Source organism: Arthrobacter sp. TJ-236, assembly GCF_058269235.1.
The window spans coordinates 69919-85597 of the sequence record NZ_JBZCNI010000006.1 but is presented as its reverse complement, the minus strand read 5'-3'; the positions used below and the strand labels follow the sequence as shown (position 1 = coordinate 85597).

Below are 15679 nucleotides of genomic sequence, written 5' to 3'. Positions count from 1 at the left end.
CCTTCGACTGCCCCATGGTCAACCGCTACCGCCGCACCTGAGCCTCGACCGTCGAGGACCCGGCGCCGTGACCTCTTAGAGTGCGGCCACCGGGTTCGCGAGGATGTGCCTGAGGACGGGCCGCGTGGCGCGGAGGCCGGCGTACACCAGGAGTATGCCGGCGACGAGGCACCCGAGGACGATCCCCACCGACAGCGGCGCGAAGATCAGTGCCATGCCCGCGAGCGGCAGGATCACGATCACCGCAGGCACCGCGCTGCCCACGGACACCAGGACGATTGGGGCCATGACGGCCCTGATACGGGCGGCGTCCATGGTGGCCATCGGCATGCCGAGCCGGTCGAGGCTGACGTAGAGGGCCCGGCGGTCCAGCAGGAGTGAGGACTGGTTGATCCCCGCGGAGCAGGCCACCATCAAGAACGACGCCACGATGGTGATCAGCACTCCTGTGCGGACGTCGTCGGGCAGGAACCGCTCTGCGCCCTCCGCGGGCCCCGCCGCGTTCATGAGCGCCGCACCCGTGCCGCCGAACACCGCGACGAAGCAGGTCATGGCCACGCCGCTGACCTGGCTCCAGGCCGCCTTCGGTGAATCGAGGATCTGGCGTGCGGCCAGCAGCCGCTCCGTGGTCCTCGCCGAACGGACCTGACGCCGGGCCACCACCCCGATGAGCCATGGGCCGATGAGGTTGAGGACACCCAGGGCACAGGCGAAGCCGACTCCGAGGATCACCACGATCGTCGCGAGGTCGGCGACGCCACTCAGATTCCCCATGACCATCGCGACGACGGCGATGACCACCACGGCGACGACCGCGCGCAGCCAGTGCAGCCGCGGCGCCTGCTGGCGGGTCCGCACCCCGAGCGGGGAGATCACGATCTTCCGGAGACCGAGCATCGCACTGAACGCGGCCAGGAGCACCACTCCCAGGGTCACCAGGGCGATCGGACCGGGGCCCATCCACAGGGCACTGCCGAGCGGCTCACCCCGGAACGGGATCATGCGCACGAAGGGCAGGAGCGCGAGGTGCCCGATCACACCGGCGAGTGCACCGACGGCCGCGAGGAGCGCGGACTCGGCGACCGTCATCACCGCGACGGTCGAGGACGGCGCGCCCAGGAGCCGCAGGGTGGCGAGCCGCTCGTCTCGGCGTCGGGCCGACAACCGCGCCGCGGACCCGCCGAGGGTCAGGAGGGGCACCACGAGGAGCGCCGTCGCGATCGCGGCCAGCGCCTGGTAGAGCTGCGCCGTCTCGTCCTGCCACTGCAGGAAGGACAGCGCGCCGGCGACGACCGTGAGGAGCAGCGCCGTGACGAGCGCGAACGCCGTGACGGGCAGCGCCGCCGCGGAGGCTCCCCCGGCCGAGGGCCTCGCGAGGAGCCAGGCGAGACGCAGGGCGACAGTCGGGGGAACGCGTGAGAACGGCACCCGGTCGTCCGTGACGGACAGCGTGGGGGCGCTCACGCGGCAACCTCCGCGTTCCACGCATCGTCCACGATCAGCCCGTCGCGCAACCGGACGGTGCGCCGGCAGCGGCGAGCCACGTCGTCGTCGTGCGTGACCACCACGAGGGTCTTCCCCGTCCCGACGGTCGAGTCCAGGAGGACGTCCATGACCTCGGCGGACGTGCTGGAATCGAGCGCGCCGGTGGGTTCGTCCGCGAAGATCACGCTCGCACCGGACACCTGGGCGCGCGCGATGGCCACCCTCTGCGCCTGGCCGCCGGAGAGCTGGCCGAGCCTCCGGCCCCCGAGGCCGCCGAGACCGAGCGCGGCGAGCCACTGGGCCGCGGAATGCTCGGCGCTCGCGCGATCCACGCCGAGCAGCATCAGGGACACGGCCACGTTCTCGAGGGCGGTGAGTTCCGGGATAAGCAGACCCTGCTGGAACACGAAGCCGAAGGAGGCACGGCGGAGGGCGGACCGGTCCCGATCCGGCATGCGGGCGATGTCCTCGGAACCTCCGCCCTGCTGCAGGAACACCTGACCCGAGTCCGGGGTGATGATGCCCGCGAGGCAGTGGAGCAGGGTCGTCTTTCCGCCGCCGGACGGCCCCATGATCGCCAGGGACTCTCCTCCACGGACGTCGAGGCTGAGCCCGGCCAGGGCGCGGGTGGTGTCGTAGGTCTTCGTGAGGCCGCGAGCGCTGAGCACCACCGGGCGGGCGCCCTCGGGCGGCAGCGGCTGCGGCTGCGGCTGCGGCCGGGCATGGTGGGTGGCTGGTGTGGATGTCATACCTCCATGCTTCCGACGCGTCGCCTCGAGCGCGTCGGGCGAGGGTGGGACCGTCCGCCGCCGGGGCTCATACCGCGGGGGGACGGCGCACTCATCCCGTGTGCGGGCGGTGGCAGGATGAGGAGCAGTGCAACGGACGACGACCGACGCGACGAACCGGGGGAACGGCAATGGCGGGGCTCGACGATCTCCAGGAGAAGAAGCGCGTGCGCTGGGCGCGGGCGGAGCGGTACGCGCACGGCGTTGCCGACAACGGCATGGGAGAGGCCCTACGGCTCTACTACACGCGGTACTTCCCGGCAGGGGCATTGCTGGCGGTCGGCCTCGTGCTTGGAATCGCGGCGCTCCTCCCCGGACCGATCGAGTGGGGCTTCGCCGTCCAACTCGTCATCTTCCTGATCGCGCTGGGCGGAGGCATCTGCGGCCTGCTGTACAACTCGAAACGCCTCGCGCCACGGGCGAACCTCGGACGAAGCACGAATATGGGCGTGCTCTTCGCCCTCGAGAAGGACGAGCGCGCACTCGTGCTCAAGCAAATCTCCGGTAGAGCGCCGCTGAACCCTGATCACCTTCGGATCGCGCGCGGAGCTGCGGTGCAGCTCCGCAAAGGGTCGGCGACCCAGCTTCTCGTGCTGCCCTTCTGGCTGTATTCGCTCGCTTCCCTCCTCGATGATGTCGACTGGATCTCTGCGGTACTCGTGACCAGCTTCATCGCGATCTCGGTGTGGGCGGTCCTCGACTTCCGCCGCAAGGGACGCTTCCTCGCAAGGACGGATGGGATGGTCGATCCGGAGCGCAAGTAGGGCGGCGACCTTGCCGATCCGGCCCCGGAATCGGCGGCGATGGCTACCGTTGAGGGATGTTCTTCCTCTTCGGTCTGTCCACGCGTGAGCATCTCCACTTCACACGCTCCGCCACCTGCCGGTACTGCGGCGTCTTCGCGCCGCAGCAGGCGATCGTCCGCAAGACGAAGCTCTCCGTGTTCTTCATCCCGCTCATCACCCTCAAGAAGACACGCCTGCAGGCCTGCACGAACTGCGGCGGGACCACCCGGCTCAGCGGCTCGGAACAGCGCGCCCTCGGCGGCTGAGCCCCACGCGGGTCAGCCGTCCGTCGGATCGACCGTCCCGCGAACCAGGCTCACGGTGGAGTGCGTGGGGTCGCCGTCGTACGGCTCGTCCGAGACGTCCACGATCGGGAAGTGGGCGAGATCGATGTCCGCCGGCACGGTGAAGGTGCCCTCGTCGCCGTCCATCACGCCCACGGTGTACATGCGGGTCAGGTCGGGGGCGATCAGCCAGACCTCGCGGTACCCCGCCGGCTGCTGCCCCTCGACAGAGACGTCGAGGACCCTCGCGCCGTCGCTATGCTGCGTGACCGTCACCGCGCCACCGCCCGAGTAGCCGGGGAGTGCTGCGAGGTCGGTGCGGGCGAGGACGGCGCCGTCGTCGCTCCTGAACGCCTCGAGACCCCACAGCGAGGCACCGCCCGCGATGATGCCGATCGCAGCCGCCGCTGCGAGCCAGCGGCCCGAGAAGCGCCGGCCCCCACGTCGTGATTGCGCCGCGCGGAGGGGAATCACCGTCGCACCATCGCGCACCCCCGGGGCGCCCTGGCCGTCGGCCGTGCTCGACGGATCGGTGAGACCGAGTTCCCGGGAGATGGCCTCCCAGACGGCGGGGCCGGGCTGCTCGAGGGGCCCTTGGCCGCCGTCGCGCGCGATGAGCACGACGTCGCGCAGGTCCTCGACCTCCACCGAGCACTGGATGCAGGAGGAGAGATGCTCTGCCGATCGCGGGTCCACGGTCTCGCCGATCGCGGCGAGGGCGGCCGTCTCCGGGTCAAGATGCCGCATTCCACTCCCCCAATCGCGTGCGTAGCTGGACCAGACTCCTGCGAATGTGGCTCTTGACCGTTCCCAGCGGGAGGGCGAGACGTTCGGCAATCTGTTGATGTGTGAAGTCTTCGTAGAAGGCGAGCCTGAGGATCGATCCCTGAGGCTCCCCGAGGAGATCCAGCTCGGCGCGCGTCACCACACGGTCCGCGATGGAGTCCACGGTGGAGCTCCGTTCGATCCGCGTATCGGGCAGGGCCACTGCGCGGGCCACGAGCTGCTGCTGCCGTGACCGCGCCGCGAGGACATCGACCACCGCGTTGCGGCTGATCCCGAGGATCCAGGCCGGCGCCGAACCCGCTGCCGGGTTGTAGCTCCCGCGGAAACGCCAGGCCCTGACGAACACGTCCTGGGTGACGTCCGCTGCGGCAGCGCGGTCGTCGAGCGAGCGGAGCGCGATGGAGAACACCAGCGGCGAGACACGCCCGTACGCCTCGGCCAGGGTGGTCTCGTCACCCGCTGCGAAGCTGCGATCGAGCTCCTCGGTCCACGCGGAACCGGAAGAATCCACCCAGCCCTCCTTGCGCGCGGCTTCCCGGAGTCGCGCCGCGGGGACACCGTTCATCCCGGTTTTCGCATCCGGCACGGTTCAGAGTGGCAGGGCTGTGAGGACCACATCATCTTCATAGTCGCCCTCCTCCGGCAGCCAGTCCCCGCCGCAAGTGATGACCTTCAGCTCGTGAGCGCCGTCGCGGTCGAAGATCTCGGAGCCGTTCAGCGTGGCCTTCGGGACCGTGCTCACGTCCGTGACGCGGTAGCTCAACGAACGCCCGTCCTCGAGACCGACCGTCACGATGCTCCCGGCATCCACGTCCTTGAGCTGCGCGAACGGCATGACCTCCGTGAGGCTGTCCACGTGCGCGGCGATCACGGCGTTCCCGGCGTCGGCTCCGGGTGCCGGCCCGAAGCGGTACCACCCGGCCTCGTAGAAGCTGTCCGGGATCTCCATGGCGTCGTTCTCCTCGATCCCGACCTCCACTACGGCGACGTCAATGTCGGTGCCCTCGACGGAAAGGGAGACGGGCCGCGGATCGGGCGGCTGGAGTGCCGCATCCGCCGGTCTGACGAGAGGGGCGGCCTGCGGAGTCACCGGGGCGGTCAGCGGATCCGTGACGGAGTTCCTCACCGGAGGCGCGGAGACCCCGGGCTGCGCCTGTACCGACACCTCGGCGGTGGGCGCCGGATCCCCGGCACCGTTCCCGCCCTGGGCGCATCCCGTCAGGAGCAGGGCGGCGAGGACGACGACGGCGGAGCGGTCTCGGTGCACGGCGTGGGTTCCTTCGGGGAATCGGTGGGGAGGGAGCGGAAAGCCGGTACGGCCCTCCGCTCCCCGGGTCATCGCGTCAGCAGGTCCTAGACCTTGCTGGTGCGACGGCGCGATGCCGCGACGACTCCGCCGAGCGCCACCATGAGCAGAGCGCCGAGGCCGAGAGCCGCTGCGCCGTTGTCCTCGGAAGCTGCGAGGCCGGACTGCCCACCCGGGACGCTGCTCGGCGTGGAGTGCAGACCCTCGATCACCTGGGTGGCGAGCTGCAGGTTGCCCGCTTCGAGGCTGCCCCAGGCGTAGACGATCGTCGAGGTTCCCTCGCCGAGCGTGAGGTCCGCCGGGCCGATGACGGGCTCGGTGGTGCCCGCGGCCGCGACGGCGGCGGAGACCGTGCCGGCAGCCGTGGTGAGGGAGGCCTCATCGGGGTCGCTCAGGGTCTGGACGATCGGCGAGCCGCCCGCGAGAACGTCGACGGCGGGAGCCGCTGCGGTGTGGCGCACCGTGACCCGTGCCTCGCCTGCAGGGACGGTCGAGATGTCATTGGTGTAGAAGTTGGCGGTGGGGGCGCCCTCGGCGTCGAGGTTCGCCGTCGCGGTGTAGTTGCCACCGGCCGCCAGGGTGACGTCCACCGGCCCGATGAGCGGGGCGCTCGCGTCCGCGGCGTCGGCCGCCGTCACCGCGAGCTGGTAGTCGCCGGCCGGCGGTTCGAGCGGACCGGCGAGGGTTCCGGGGGTGAAGTCGTCGAGGGTGAGGGCACCATTGACGTACACGTCCACGGTGAGATCAGGCACGGCGTGCAACACGGACAACGCGGCGGGTGCGGGTGCTTCGGCTGCACTCGCCGGGGCGGCGAGGGACGCGGCTCCGACGACGGAAGCTGCTCCGGCGGCATACAGGCTTCTGTGCGTGGCTACTCCTTGGCTGGGCCCCGGTGGGGGCTCGACTGGCTGGCACCCTGTACTACCGGCGTCGGCCCCGCTTCGGATGCACGGAAGCTGCACTTTTTTTCCCCGGGGTTCCCCGGCGCCCGATCAGGCGTTCCAGAGGCCGTACGAATCGGCCAGTGAGGAGATCTTCTGTGCTCGTGCGAGGCGCGGCAGGTACGAGCCGTCGCCGACGACCGCCCCGGCCGCGTGCTCCCGCAGCAACTCCGCGGCCCAGTTGATCTCGGACTCGCTCGGGGACAGGCCCTGGTTGATGGTGTCCGTGGCGTCCGGCAGGAGGCACAGCTTGCCGGTCATCCCCATGGACGCCGTGACCTTGCAGGCTTCGAGAAGGTCGTTGCCGAGGGCTCCGACGGTCGGTCCGTCGATCGGGCCGGGCAGCTGCCCCACGCGGGACGCCACCACGAGCTTGGAGCGCGCATAGGCGAGCGCCATCGGATCGTCCGACGCCCCGGTGTCGCGGCGGAAATCACCGACGCCGAACGCGAGGCGGAACGTGCCCGGGGCGCTGGCGATCGCCGTCGCGTTCTCGATGCCGAGGGCGGATTCGATCAGGGCGAGCACCGGCGTGCCCGCCTGCAGCCGCATGGCCGTGTGGGTCACCTGCTCCGGCTTCTCGGTCATGGCGAGCATGACACCGCGCAGACCGGGCGTCCCCGAGAGAGCCGCGAGGTCGTCGGCCCAGTACTCCGTCTCGATGCCGTTCACACGCACCCACGCGGTCATGCCCGTGGACAGGGCTTCGACCACGCGCTCGCGGGCTTCCAGCTTGTTCGCCGCCGGTACGGCGTCCTCCATGTCGAAGACCACGGAATCGGCCTCGGACGTCAGGGCCGGGATGAACGTGTGCTCGGAAGCAGCGGAGGCCAGCAGCCAGGATCGGGAGAGCTTGGCGGGAAGCGCGGCAGCGCGGCTGTTTCTGAGGGAGGTGGCCATACTCCAAACAGTACTGAGCGCGCGCCGTCAATAGCCACCGAGGCGGCCTGCCGAGGCGCGAACACTACGACCAAAAGACCTTGACCGTGTGCGGACCCGGGCCTAGCATTCGTATACGATCCGTCCCGCGGTCCGCCGTCCGCGGCACCGCACCCCGAAAGACAATGAGGTTTTTCATGGCCATGGCACCAGACCGTCAGGCGTCCGAGACGAACTCGCGAGCCCCTGAGCGCATGAGCGCCGCCGACCGGAAGGTGCTCGCAGGCACCATGGTCGGCACAACCATCGAGTGGTACGACTTCTTCATCTTCGCCCAGGCTGCGGGCATCGTCTTCGCGACCCTCTACTTCGGACCCCTCGAGGAGGAGAGCACCGGGCTGGCGCAGCTCGTGGCCTGGGCCACGATCGGCATCAGCTTCTTCTTCCGGCCGCTTGGAGCCGTGGTCGCCGGCAGGCTGGGTGACAAGATCGGCCGGAAGGCCATGCTCGTCTTCACCCTCGTGCTGATGGGCTCCGCAACCGCTCTGATCGGTCTCCTGCCCACCTACGCGCAGATCGGCATCTGGGCGCCCGTCCTCCTGATGCTGCTGCGCATCCTGCAGGGGTTCTCCGCCGGTGGCGAGTGGGGCGGGGCAGCCCTCATGGCCGTCGAGCACGCACCCGTGAACAAGCGCGGGTTCTGGGGCGCCTACCCCCAGATCGGCGTTCCCGTCGGGATGATCCTGGCGACCCTCGTGCTGTACCTGCTCCGGACCTCCCTGTCCCCCGAGGCCTTCCTGGCCTGGGGCTGGCGCATCCCGTTCCTGCTGTCGGTCGTGCTGATCGTCGTGGGGTACTTCATCCGGTCCGCCGTCGCGGAGAGCCCCGTCTTCAAGCGCATGATCGAGCGGAGGCGCGAGACGGCGACGCCCCTGCGCAGCCTGCTGAGGACGAACAAGAAGCAGGTGGTCCTCGCCGCCGTGATCTTCATCGGCAACAACGCGGCCGGCTACCTCGTCATCGCGTTCCTCTCCTCCTACGCGCAGCGCACCCTCGGCATGCCCGCGGCACCCGTGCTGCTCGCCACGCTGCTGGCCGCGTTCGGCTGGCTCATCTTCACCCTGTACGGGGGCATCCTCTCCGACCGCATCGGCCGCGTCCGCACCTTCCAGATCGGCTACGGGCTCATCTTCCTGTGGATGATCCCGCTGTTCCTGCTGATCGACACCCGCAACATCTGGGCCTACGGCATCGCCATCTTCGTGCTGACCATCGGGCTCGGGTTGTCCTACGGCCCCATGTCCGCCATGTACGCGGAGATGTTCCCCGCCAACGTCCGCTACTCCGGGATCGGGATCGGCTATGCGCTCGGCGCGATCCTCGGTGGCGCCTTCGCTCCCCTCATCGCGGAGGCCCTGCTGCGGGAGACCCAGCAGTCCATCTCCATCAGCTTCTACATCATGGTGCTCTGCGTCATCTCCTTCATCGGCGTGACGCTGGTCAAGGAGACGAAGGGTGCCCCGCTGGAGGCGGACGACCACGTCGAGGCCACCAGCCGCTGACGCAAGCAGGCGTTGGCGCCGCTCGTCAGCGCCGACGCCGGCGGACCCGCCGCCGCTGGCGGTCGTCGTCGGGCCCCTCCTCCACACCGGGTGAGGGGCCCAACCGATTCCCGGGAGCGGAACGTTCCACTGTGAGGCGACGCAGTGTGGGCATGTGCGGACATGCCCGCACTGCACGCAGGCACTGTGGGATGGTCCGCTCGGGCGGGTGTGCCCGACGGCGGCCCGGCGGCAGGGTGCCCGCCCCCGGACAGGCGGCTTCCTCCCAGGTGATGGACCCGACCAGTGGGAGGAAGGGCGTATTCCCTCGTCACGCGCCGATGGAATGGGAGGAAGCGGCCCCTCATCGCTGAATCGGCCCGCGCCAGCCGTCGGCCGACCCACCACCTGCCCCGCACCCGCGGCCACCCCTGGTAAGACGACGGCAACATCGGCCGCGCGGGAGCCGCTAGAGTGTCGACGTCGGGCGCTCCAGGCGCCGTGCCTGCAAAAGAGGCAATAAGGGCCAGGGGCCCGAGGCACATACGGAACCCACCCACTGTCGTCGTCCGGGTGACCGTGTGCAGCGATGCCGCGCCCGGAGGACGTCCGCTCCATGAGGACCTCCATGCCGACCACCCGCACCACTCCCACAGCGTCCACCGTGTCTGCGCGCATCGCCACCGCCCTCGAAACCGTCGCCACCGAGGTGTTCGGTGTGATGGGCAACGGCAACGCCCACTTCCTCGACGCCGTCATGGGCTCGCCCGTCCTGCACTTCACGGCCGTCCGCCACGAGGCCGGCGCGGTCGCCGCAGCCGACGCGTATCACCGCGCGAGCGGCCGCATCGCAGTCGCGACCACCACGTACGGCGCCGGTTTCACCAACGCCCTGACGCCGCTCGCCGAGGCCGTGCAGGCGGAGATCCCGCTGGTGCTCGTGGTCGGCGACGCCCCTACCACCGGCGTGCGTCCCTGGGACGTGGACCAGGCGGGCATCGCCAAGGGCCTCGGCGCCACCACGTTCACGGTCGACGCCGAACGGCCCACCGCGGTCACGCTCGCCGCCGTCGCGCACGCCCTGCTGCACCGCGAACCCGTGGTGCTGGCCATACCCTACGACCTCGCGGGCGCCGATGCCGCCGTCGACGAGGCGATGGGGCCCCGGGCCGTCCCCGCCCGGGTGGAGCCCGCCCTCACCGACATGGCGCAGATCGCTGCCCTCCTCGCCCGGGCCGAGCGTCCGCTGGTCCTCGCGGGCAGGGGAGCGTGGATCAGCGGCGCCCGGGATGTCGCCGCCCAGCTCGCCGACCGCCTCGGCGCACTCACCGCCACCTCCGGCCTCGGCGCGGGCTTCTTCGCGGAGCACGGCGGCGCCCTCGGGATCGCCGGCGGCTGGGCCTCGGAGCGGACAGCCGAGCTGATCGAGCAGGCCGACGCAGTGCTGGTCCTCGGTGCCGCGCTCAACCAGTTCACCACCCGCTTCGGTCACTGCTTCTCCGCGGACGCGGAGGTCGTCCAGGTCGGCGTCGCGCCCGGCCCGACATCGCCCCTGGTCACCCGGTACGTCCGCAGCGACGCGCGGCTCGCCGCGGAGGCCCTCCTCGCCGTCGTGCCCCACCGCGCCGCGAACCGCTGGCGCGACGCCGTCGACACCCGCGGCGCACACGACGCACGGCCCGACGGCGACGCCACCGCGCCCGACGGTCGCCTCGACCCGCGGAGCCTCTGCCGCGCGCTCGACCGCATGCTCCCCGCGGACCGGGCGATCGTCCAGGACGGCGGCCACTTCATCGGCTGGGCTCCCGCCTATCTCCGCGTGTCCGCGCCGAACCGCCTGATCATGGTGGGGACGGCGTACCAGACGATCGGCCTCGGATTCCCAAGTGCGGTCGGGGCGGCCCGCGCACTGCCGGACTCCACGCTGGTGCTCTGCACGGGCGACGGCGGCGGGCTCATGGCGCTCTCGGACCTCGACAGCGTGATCAGAACCGCCCGCCGCGCCGTGATCGTGGTGTTCAACGACGCCGCGTACGGCGCCGAGATCCACCAGTACGCGGTCCGCGGCATCGACTCCGGGCCCATGATGATCGACGAGGTGAACTTCGCGGGCCTCGCCTCCGCGCTCGGCGCGCACTCCGCCGTGATCGCCGGCCTGGAGGATCTCGCCGGCGTCGAGGAGTGGCTCGGGTCCGACGACGACGGCGTGCTCCTGCTCGACTGCCGCATCTCCCAGCAGATCGTGGCTCCCTACATGCAGGAGATCGTCGCGGTCGCGACGGGCGCTCGGACGTAGCGGCTGCTGGGGCCGGAGGTAGCGGCCCGCGTCAAGCGCTTCCGGCGTCTCCTCTCGAGCGGTCCCCGGGCGACGACGGTGTGGCCGCAGCGGACTAGGGTCGAAGCAGGAACCACCCGGGCCGCGCGCACCGACACCGTCGGATCCCGCGGCTGGCCAGGGTGCCGAGACCATCCTCCGAGGAGCCACCGTGACCGCCACGACGAACCCGACCGCAGCCGTACCCCCGGGGGCGGCCGACGACCGTTCCGTGCTCGTGGCCGGCGCGGGGGGTGTCATCGGGAGGCACGTCGCCGACGAGCACACCCGCCTCGGTGTGCCCGTCCGAGGGCTCAGCCGCCGGCCCGTCGACGGAGCGCGCTGGGAGCACCTCGCCGTCGACCTCCTGAATGCGGAGGCGACAGGGCGGGGACTCGAGGCCGCGAGCGACACCACGCATCTCGTGTTCGGCGCGTACATCGAGCGGCCCACCACGGCGGAGCAGATCGAGGTGAACTCCGCGCTGCTGACCAATGCGCTGCAGGGCCTGGAGGCCGCCGGCGCACCGCTGCGCCACGTCACGCTGTACCAAGGCGGCAAGGCCTACGGCGCGCACCTCGGCTACTTCAACACGCCCGCCAAGGAACGCGACCCGCGCCTCGTGCAGCCGAACTTCTACTACGACCAGGAGGACATCCTCCGGGCAGCCGCGGCGAAGCACGGCTTCGACGCCACGATGCTGCGTCCGGAGGGCGTGGTGGGGTACGCGACCGGCAACCCGATGAACATCCTCATGGTCATTGCCGTGTACGCGAGCATCTGCCGCGAACTCGGTCAGCCCCTGCGCTTCCCCGGTACGCACGCCGCCTACGACGCCCTGTACCAGGTGACGGACGCATCCCTCCTGGCGAGGGCCACGGTCTGGGCCGGCGCCGAACCCAGGGCGGCCGGCGAGGTCTACAACATCACCAACGGCGACCAGATCCGCTGGCGACACCTCTGGCCCGTGTTCGCGCGCCACTTCGGCATGGACTACGCCGAGCCTCAGCCGGTGGACCTCGCCGAGGCCATGCCGCACCACGAGCGGCTCTGGGCGGGCATGGTGGAGGAGCACGGGCTGGTCCCGACGCCGTTCGCCGACCTCGCCGGGTGGTCATTCGGCGACTTCCTCTTCCGCTCGGACTTCGACAACGTCACCTCGACCATCAAGGCGCGCCAGCACGGCTTCGGCGACTGCCTCGACACGGAGGACCGCTTCCTCGACCTGTTCAACACGCTCGCTGCCGACCGTGTCATCCCGCCGCTGACCTGACGCGTCGCGGGTGTGCGACAACGCCGGGGCGACGCCGAACAGGTGAGCGCACTACCTCGAATCGGTGGAAGGCGCCGCCGGTATGACCGCACCGGAGTGGGCCGGGAGGGGTTCGGCCGGGACAGCGCGGCCGGGGTCGGCACCCTGCCCTGGCTCTGCTGCCGGTCCGGCCGGATCGGGCTGCACCGGCATCGGCATCGGCTGTGCGTTCTGCATCTCCTCCGGGGTCAGCGGTTCACCCTCGGATCCGGAGCACGCTGTCGCTGCGACGACTCCCCCTTCGTGCGTGATCAGCGGGGGCTGCGCGGCCGAGGTGCAGGGTGGAGGGGCGTCGGGAGCGTGGTCCGGGAGGGGCACCGCGGAGGGATCTGGGCCCACGGGTTCTGCACCGATGACGGGAGGGCCCTCCGGGATCGTCTGCGTCTGCGCGACCCTCGTGACCGTCACCTCGTTCGTCGGGAGAGCCGCGCGGAGGCACTGGGCTATGCGTTCGGCGTCGGTCCCGCTCGCATCGGCCACGAGAGCGAGCCCCATGCTCGACGACGGGTAGGACGCAGATTGCCAGGCTTCAGCGACCGACGGATCCTCGATGCACTGCGCCGGATCGCCATCCTGAACGCCACCGACGCCGATCTGCCACCTCCCGGGGGTGCTCCCGGCGGTCTCGCCGACCACAGGCTGGCGTTCCGCGGGCCCCTGCCCGCAGGCCGAGACCACCAGTACAGCGCCCAGCGCGCACACCATGACGAGCTTCCTCATGGGACCCCCATCCCTCGAGCCGCGTCCGGTCGGTGCGGTGTACCGCGATGCTAGCCCTCGGGCCCGCTCCTGGCGAGGGACGGGCGGCGGGGCGCGGGCGGGACGGGCGGCGGGCAGGCGGTGGGACGGCGAACGAGGGACGGGCGAACAAAGCCGCGCGGGCACGGCTCCTGTGCACGTGGATCAGCGCGACGGCGTCGTCGCGTCAGTAGGTGGCGTACCGGACCACCTTCGCCGGAGATCCCACGACGACCGCATCGTCGGGAACATCCCGGGTCACCACGGACGCCGTCGCGACCACGGCGTTCCGCCCGACCGTCACCCCGGGCAGGATCGTGGCGTTCGCGCCGATCCAGACGTTCGGACCGAGCACGATCGGCGCCGGGATGAGATCCTTCGGCGGCTCGGGGCGAGGTCGTGGTTGAGGGTCGCGAGGACCGCGTTGTGTCCGATGAGGCAGTCGTCCCCGATCGTGATGCCGCCCTGGTCCTGGAACATGCACCCTGCGTTGATGAACACCCGGCGCCCGATCGTGATGTTCCTGCCGAAATCGGTGTGGAACGGCGGGAAGACGGTCACGGACTCGTCCACCGGCGCACCGATCAGCCGGGACAGGAGCCGACGCACCTCGGCCGGCTCCCTCCACCCGCTGTTCAACTCGCCGGTGATGCGCAGGGCTTCCTGACTGGTCTCGTGCATGACCGCGTGCAGCGGAGAGCCTCCCGGGATGGTCCTGCCGGCCCTCAGCTCGTCCAGCAGATCCTCGAGGGTCATGGCGATCCTCTCCTGCGGAACGTTGGCGGTATCGGTCAACCCTGACAGGGTGGGGCGATGACCTCGGGGCGTTCCTCGTGGAGATGCACCGGATCCTGCGATCAGGCGGCCACGTGTTCGTCTACGAGGCGCACCCCCTGACGCCGCTGTGGACCTGGGACGAGGAGCAGGCAGAACTCCGCCCCGACCGCGGGTACTTCGAGCGCAGCCACGTCAACGACTCCTTCCCCGCGGGTGGCACCGTGGAACACCAGCGCACGCTCGCCGAGGTGGTGATGGCCTTTCTCGGCGCGGGTTTCGAGCTCCTTCACCTCACGGAGCACCCGGACCCGTTCTGGAAGCCGGCCGGCACTCACGCGGCGGCGTGGAGCGGGCAGCTTCCCAACTCCTACAGCCTGCTGGCCCGGCGCCGTAGCTGAGTCAGGAGCGCGGTCGGAGGTCGTAAATGCGCTTCAGCTTCCCGCTGGAGCGTACGAGCGAGCCCTGCTCGACGACCGCGACCTGGCACGTGGTCCCGATGTGCGTCTTGATGCGGTGCCGCAGTTCCTCGGCCGCCGCCGTCGCCTCGACGGCCGTGACGCCGTCCCGCGGCTCCACGCGGATGGTCAGCTGGTCCATGCGCTGGCCCTCCGGCCGGGTCAGCTCCAGCTGGAAGTGCGGGCTCAGCGCCGGGATCGCCAGCGCCAGTTCCTCGACCTGCGTGGGGAACAGGTTCACCCCGCGGACGATCACCATGTCGTCGCTCCGCCCGGTGATCCGCTCCATCCTGCGCATGCCCGGCCGCGCCGTGCCGGGCAGCAGCCGCGTGAGGTCGTGCGTCCGGTAGCGGATGATCGGCAGGGCCTCCTTGGTGAGGGACGTGAACACCAGCTCCCCCGCGGCACCGTCGGCGAGTACCTGCTCGGTGAAGGGGTCGATGATCTCGGGGCGGAAGTGGTCCTCCCAGACGTGCGAGCCGTCCTTCGATTCCACGCACTCCCCCGCGACGCCCGGCCCCATCACCTCGGACAGGCCGTAGATGTCGCAGGCGTCGAACGCCATGCGGCCCTCGAGCTCCTGGCGCATGCCTTCGGTCCACGGCTCGGCGCCGAGCACGGCGGTCTTGAGGGACGTCGAACGCGGGTCGATCCCCGCAGCCGCCATCGCGTCGAGGATGGTCAGCAGGTAGGTGGGCGTCGCGAGGATCGCGTCCGGCTCGAAGTCGCGGATGAGCTGCACCTGACGCTCGGTCTGCCCTCCCGAGATGGGGATCACCGTGCAGCCGAGCCGTTCGGCGCCCGCGTGCGCGCCGAGCCCGCCCGTGAACAGGCCGTACCCGTAGGCGTTGTGCACCTTCCAGCCCGGCTTGACCCCGGAGGCACGCAGCGAGCGCGCCACGAGCGACGCCCACCGGTCGAGGTCCCCGAGGGTGTACCCGACGACGGTGGGCTGGCCCGTGGTGCCCGACGACGCGTGCACGCGCGCGACCTGCGCCTGCGGCACGGCGAACATCCCGAACGGGTAGGTGCTGCGGAGGTCCTCCTTCGTGGTGAAGGGGAACCGCGCCAGATCCTCGAGGGACCGCAGGTCCGAGGGGTGCACGCCGGCGTCGTCGAACTTCCGCCGGTACAGCGGCACGTTGGCGTACGCATGCGCGAGCGTGGCCTGCAGCCGCTCGAGCTGCACGGCCTCGAGGTGGTCGCGGCTCCACGTCTCCTCGTCGTCGAGGGACGCCGGATCAGCGGCCGTCGCCCGCAGTGGCACGGTGGTCATCGGTACTCCTTC

Annotated in this window: 17 protein-coding genes; 6 read left to right on the top strand and 11 right to left on the bottom strand. The window is 70.7% G+C overall.

The features are described 5' to 3' along the window. Nucleotides 1-75 precede the first annotated feature (75 nt). Both AC4D16_RS16265 and AC4D16_RS16260 read right to left on the bottom strand, forming a co-directional pair. Nucleotides 76-1464: an FtsX-like permease family protein gene (locus tag AC4D16_RS16265; protein WP_490955734.1), complete on the bottom strand. Its 1389-nt coding sequence runs from the start codon at nt 1462-1464 to the stop codon at nt 76-78. Continuing rightward, complete coding sequence (locus AC4D16_RS16260; RefSeq protein WP_490955733.1) at nt 1461-2234, bottom strand: ABC transporter ATP-binding protein; 774 nt, start codon at nt 2232-2234, stop codon at nt 1461-1463. The genes AC4D16_RS16265 and AC4D16_RS16260 overlap by 4 nt, the downstream gene beginning before the upstream one ends. 170 nt (nt 2235-2404) lie before the next feature. Between AC4D16_RS16260 and AC4D16_RS16255 the strand changes: the two genes are divergently transcribed. Next, complete coding sequence (locus tag AC4D16_RS16255; RefSeq protein ID WP_490955732.1) at nt 2405-3037, top strand: hypothetical protein; 633 nt, start codon at nt 2405-2407, stop codon at nt 3035-3037. 56 nt (nt 3038-3093) lie between these two features. Next, nucleotides 3094-3324: a zinc ribbon domain-containing protein gene (locus AC4D16_RS16250; protein WP_490955731.1), complete on the top strand. Its 231-nt coding sequence runs from the start codon at nt 3094-3096 to the stop codon at nt 3322-3324. Nucleotides 3325-3336: 12 nt separating this feature from the next. Here the strand turns inward: AC4D16_RS16250 and AC4D16_RS16245 are convergent, their stop codons facing one another. From AC4D16_RS16245 to AC4D16_RS16225, 5 genes are all read right to left on the bottom strand, one after another. After that, on the bottom strand, nt 3337-4089 hold the full coding sequence (locus AC4D16_RS16245; RefSeq protein WP_490955730.1) for an anti-sigma factor: 753 nt from the start codon (nt 4087-4089) through the stop codon (nt 3337-3339). Further along, on the bottom strand, nt 4076-4639 hold the full coding sequence (locus AC4D16_RS16240; RefSeq protein WP_490955729.1) for an RNA polymerase sigma factor: 564 nt from the start codon (nt 4637-4639) through the stop codon (nt 4076-4078). The genes AC4D16_RS16245 and AC4D16_RS16240 overlap by 14 nt, the downstream gene beginning before the upstream one ends. 78 nt (nt 4640-4717) lie before the next feature. Continuing rightward, nucleotides 4718-5395 (bottom strand): class F sortase, encoded by a 678-nt coding sequence (locus tag AC4D16_RS16235; protein ID WP_490955728.1) that lies wholly within the window; start codon nt 5393-5395, stop codon nt 4718-4720. 86 nt (nt 5396-5481) lie between these two features. Then, nucleotides 5482-6291 (bottom strand): DUF4397 domain-containing protein, encoded by an 810-nt coding sequence (locus AC4D16_RS16230; protein WP_490955735.1) that lies wholly within the window; start codon nt 6289-6291, stop codon nt 5482-5484. A gap of 135 nt (nt 6292-6426) precedes the next feature. Continuing rightward, a complete protein-coding gene (locus tag AC4D16_RS16225; protein WP_490947782.1) occupies nt 6427-7275 on the bottom strand; it encodes an HpcH/HpaI aldolase/citrate lyase family protein in 849 nt (282 codons plus the stop codon). 233 nt (nt 7276-7508) lie between these two features. On the opposite strand from AC4D16_RS16225, the gene AC4D16_RS16220 reads away from it, so the two are divergent. The 3 genes from AC4D16_RS16220 to AC4D16_RS16210 all read left to right on the top strand — a co-directional run bounded on the left by AC4D16_RS16220 (nt 7509) and on the right by AC4D16_RS16210 (nt 12382). Then, nucleotides 7509-8816, top strand: a complete 1308-nt coding sequence (locus AC4D16_RS16220) for an MFS transporter (RefSeq protein WP_490948749.1) — start codon at nt 7509-7511, stop codon at nt 8814-8816. A gap of 595 nt (nt 8817-9411) precedes the next feature. After that, nucleotides 9412-11091 carry a thiamine pyrophosphate-binding protein gene (locus tag AC4D16_RS16215; RefSeq protein WP_490955727.1) on the top strand — a complete coding sequence of 560 codons (1680 nt, stop codon included), beginning with the start codon at nt 9412-9414 and terminating at the stop codon, nt 11089-11091. Between the two features lie 190 nt (nt 11092-11281). Beyond that, nucleotides 11282-12382 carry an SDR family oxidoreductase gene (locus AC4D16_RS16210; protein ID WP_490955726.1) on the top strand — a complete coding sequence of 367 codons (1101 nt, stop codon included), beginning with the start codon at nt 11282-11284 and terminating at the stop codon, nt 12380-12382. Nucleotides 12383-12433: 51 nt separating this feature from the next. Here the strand turns inward: AC4D16_RS16210 and AC4D16_RS16205 are convergent, their stop codons facing one another. The 3 genes from AC4D16_RS16205 to AC4D16_RS16195 all read right to left on the bottom strand — a co-directional run bounded on the left by AC4D16_RS16205 (nt 12434) and on the right by AC4D16_RS16195 (nt 13915). Then, nucleotides 12434-13141 (bottom strand): hypothetical protein, encoded by a 708-nt coding sequence (locus tag AC4D16_RS16205; protein WP_490955725.1) that lies wholly within the window; start codon nt 13139-13141, stop codon nt 12434-12436. A 205-nt stretch (nt 13142-13346) separates the two neighbouring features. Then, nucleotides 13347-13514 carry a DapH/DapD/GlmU-related protein gene (locus tag AC4D16_RS16200; RefSeq protein ID WP_490955724.1) on the bottom strand — a complete coding sequence of 56 codons (168 nt, stop codon included), beginning with the start codon at nt 13512-13514 and terminating at the stop codon, nt 13347-13349. Beyond that, a complete protein-coding gene (locus AC4D16_RS16195; protein WP_490955736.1) occupies nt 13460-13915 on the bottom strand; it encodes an LbetaH domain-containing protein in 456 nt (151 codons plus the stop codon). Before AC4D16_RS16195 ends, AC4D16_RS16200 begins: the two co-directional genes overlap by 55 nt. Before the next feature lie 113 nt (nt 13916-14028). Here AC4D16_RS16195 and AC4D16_RS16190 point away from each other — a divergent pair, with 113 nt between their 5' ends. Then, entirely contained in the window at nt 14029-14334 is a 306-nt protein-coding gene (locus AC4D16_RS16190; protein ID WP_490955723.1) for a hypothetical protein, read from the top strand. Nucleotide 14335: 1 nt separating this feature from the next. Here the strand turns inward: AC4D16_RS16190 and paaK are convergent, their stop codons facing one another. Then, a complete protein-coding gene (gene paaK, locus AC4D16_RS16185) occupies nt 14336-15667 on the bottom strand; it encodes a phenylacetate--CoA ligase PaaK (protein ID WP_490947773.1) in 1332 nt (443 codons plus the stop codon). Nucleotides 15668-15679: the final 12 nt, after the last annotated feature.

Coding starts and splice junctions, on each gene's coding strand:
- AC4D16_RS16250 (WP_490955731.1), top strand. CDS start 3,094: ATGTTCTTCCTCTTCGGTCTGTCCACGCGTGAGCATCTCCACTTCACA.
- AC4D16_RS16225 (WP_490947782.1), bottom strand. CDS start 7,275: ATGGCCACCTCCCTCAGAAACAGCCGCGCTGCCGCGCTTCCCGCCAAG.
- AC4D16_RS16205 (WP_490955725.1), bottom strand. CDS start 13,141: ATGAGGAAGCTCGTCATGGTGTGCGCGCTGGGCGCTGTACTGGTGGTC.
- AC4D16_RS16195 (WP_490955736.1), bottom strand. CDS start 13,915: ATGACCCTCGAGGATCTGCTGGACGAGCTGAGGGCCGGCAGGACCATC.
- AC4D16_RS16245 (WP_490955730.1), bottom strand. CDS start 4,089: ATGCGGCATCTTGACCCGGAGACGGCCGCCCTCGCCGCGATCGGCGAG.
- AC4D16_RS16220 (WP_490948749.1), top strand. CDS start 7,509: ATGAGCGCCGCCGACCGGAAGGTGCTCGCAGGCACCATGGTCGGCACA.
- AC4D16_RS16260 (WP_490955733.1), bottom strand. CDS start 2,234: ATGACATCCACACCAGCCACCCACCATGCCCGGCCGCAGCCGCAGCCG.
- paaK (WP_490947773.1), bottom strand. CDS start 15,667: ATGACCACCGTGCCACTGCGGGCGACGGCCGCTGATCCGGCGTCCCTC.
- AC4D16_RS16215 (WP_490955727.1), top strand. CDS start 9,412: ATGAGGACCTCCATGCCGACCACCCGCACCACTCCCACAGCGTCCACC.
- AC4D16_RS16255 (WP_490955732.1), top strand. CDS start 2,405: ATGGCGGGGCTCGACGATCTCCAGGAGAAGAAGCGCGTGCGCTGGGCG.